At 25.6% G+C, this 2,465-nt stretch carries 4 protein-coding genes; all 4 read right to left on the minus strand.

The genetic code is table 11. The features are described 5' to 3' along the window. Window positions 1–83: 83 nt before the first annotated feature. Window positions 84–1,442 carry an MATE family efflux transporter gene (locus CSGHG_RS09695; protein ID WP_010294507.1) on the minus strand — a complete coding sequence of 453 codons (1,359 nt, stop codon included), beginning with the start codon at window positions 1,440–1,442 and terminating at the stop codon, window positions 84–86. Window positions 1,443–1,688: 246 nt separating this feature from the next. Continuing rightward, a complete protein-coding gene (locus CSGHG_RS23180; RefSeq protein WP_010294509.1) occupies window positions 1,689–1,826 on the minus strand; it encodes a hypothetical protein in 138 nt (45 codons plus the stop codon). A gap of 65 nt (window positions 1,827–1,891) precedes the next feature. After that, window positions 1,892–2,077, minus strand: coding sequence for a hypothetical protein (locus CSGHG_RS09705; protein WP_010294512.1), 186 nt, complete (start codon window positions 2,075–2,077; stop codon window positions 1,892–1,894). A gap of 148 nt (window positions 2,078–2,225) precedes the next feature. Then, a partial coding sequence (locus CSGHG_RS09710) for a MerR family transcriptional regulator (protein WP_010294514.1) occupies window positions 2,226–2,465 on the minus strand: 240 nt, incomplete at its 5' end.

The following is a 2,465-nucleotide window of genomic DNA, read 5'->3' on the forward strand; positions in this document are numbered from 1 at the left end:
AAGACCATTAAAAAGAAAAAAATTAATAAAGAAAAAATAACTAGCCTATAACTGGCTAGTTATTTATTTTATATTTACTACTATTAATTTAAGCTATAACTACTTTCTTTTTCAACTTCCATATATGTCTTTTTTACACACATTATTGCAATTGCAATACTAGCTAATTCTGATATTGGTATAGTTGCCCAAACTCCATTTATTCCAAAAACTTTTGGTAATACTAACAATGAAATCAATACAAATACAATACCTCTACACATTGAAACTAATGTAGATGATTTAGAACTTTCTATTGATTGAAAATATGAAACCATAGATATGTTTGATCCCATAAATAAAAATGCTACAAAATAAATACCAATTCCATTAACTGTTATCGCTGTAAGCTTCTCATTTCCTCTACTAAATAGCCCTACTATTAACTCTGGAAATAAAAATCCTATTCCATAGAAAACTATTCCAAAAGAAAATGCTGTTATCACACCTAATTTCAAAGCTTTTTTAGCCCTATCATATTGTTGAGCTCCATAATTTATACTTATTATTGGTTGAATAGCTTGAGCTATACCATTAAATATAGCTACACATATAAGCGATATATTTGCAATTATACTATATGAAGATACACCAATTGAACCTATTAAATTACCTATAACCATATTAAATGCAAATATTATTAATCCATTTGACATTTCCATTATAAAACTTGGAAAACCATTTTTAAATATTCTTTTTAAAATTTCTATATCTATTTTTAAATTATCAACAGTAACTTTTAATGTATTATTTCCTCTTATAAAATGAGTACTTAAAAGTGCTATCGTTACTACCGGAGACATTGTAGTCGCTATTGCTGCACCCTTCATTCCCCATCCTAAAATAAATATAAATATATAATCAAATATTACATTAGCCATATTACCTGCAAGCATACTCCACATTGCAAGTTTAGGACTTTTATCATTACGAACAAAAATTGCCAAAGTATTAGCCATTAAAAATGCCCAACTAAACCAAACAATTACCCCTAGATAACTTTTTACCATTGAAAAAATTTCTTCAGTTGCACCTAAGCCATAGCATAACTTATTTATAAATAATACAGATAAAACAGTTATTATTGATCCTATTAAAATATTAACTAATATAGCTACAGTAAATATTCTATTTACCCTATCATATTCTTTTTTACCCATAGATACTGAAACTGCTGTCGCTCCACCTATTCCTAATAACAAAGCCATTGCTGAAAAAACGTTAAATATAGGTATTACTATATTTAATGCAGCAAGCCCATTACTTCCTACCCCTCTTCCTACAAATATTGTATCGAATAAAATATTTAAAGATAATCCTATCATTCCTGCAATGCTTGGGATTAAATATTTTATAAATATTTTCTTTACATCGTCTTTTAATAAATCTACTCTTTTCCCCATAACAATTCCTCCTCTAATTAAATTAATATATCTAAACATGCATCTAAAATTGCTTTAGAACACTTTATTTATGCGCCAAGAGGTATTGTAAAGGTTATAGCGACTATAATGTCAAGATATTTTTTTCGAAAGAATTGTGGGCTTTTATTTTATTCTTTTGTCGCATAATTATCCCTATTCTGAATTTAATATTTTCACAAAAAAATAGCTAAAAGCAATCAAATAAATTCACTTTTAGCTATTTTTTTAAATATTATTAAATTCAACTGGTATTTGCATTTCTTTTATGTATTCATCACTGTAATCTGAAAAAGTTATATCTATTATTGTTATCATTACTCCATCGCCATTTATGTTGTAATTATTATCTTTTATGAATTTCATTAACTTATTAAAATACTTTTCCTCATCATCGCCAGTATATGTAATAGTAGCATATGTACCTTTTTTTAAACTTTAATATAGTCTTCTTTGATATTGGCATTTTCAACTAATAGTCCTACTGCATCTAAATACTTATAATTTCCATTTAATATGTTTTCTTTAGATATTATTGAGCAAATTCTACTATTAAAAATATAATTGTCATATTTAACTTTTTTGTATAATTCTTTCAATCCATATTCAAAATTCACACTATTCCCACCGTTTTTCAAATTGTATGATACAACTTTTCTCGACTCAATTTCTCTAAAAGAACATGTGTATAAATTATTATTATCTCTATAATATTCAACTATATTAATTTTTCTCTAACATTTTTTAAATGCCTATTTAAAATATTTATTTCTTTTTTAAAATTTTTTCATGTTCCTTTAATAAATCTACCATTTTATTTAGGTCTCTATCATGAAAATATGCTTTAATCTCTTCTAAAGAAACTCCTAATTTCTTAAAAAATAATATAGAATCTAACATTGGAAATTGTTCTACATCATAATATCTATATTGATTCTCTTCATCTATGTGTTGTGGCTTAAAAAGTCCTATTTTATCATAATATCTAAGAGTTTGAGTTGATAC

It is taken from the genome of Clostridium senegalense JC122 (genome assembly GCF_000285575.1).
Classification (GTDB): Bacteria; Bacillota; Clostridia; order Clostridiales; family Clostridiaceae; genus Clostridium_J; species Clostridium_J senegalense.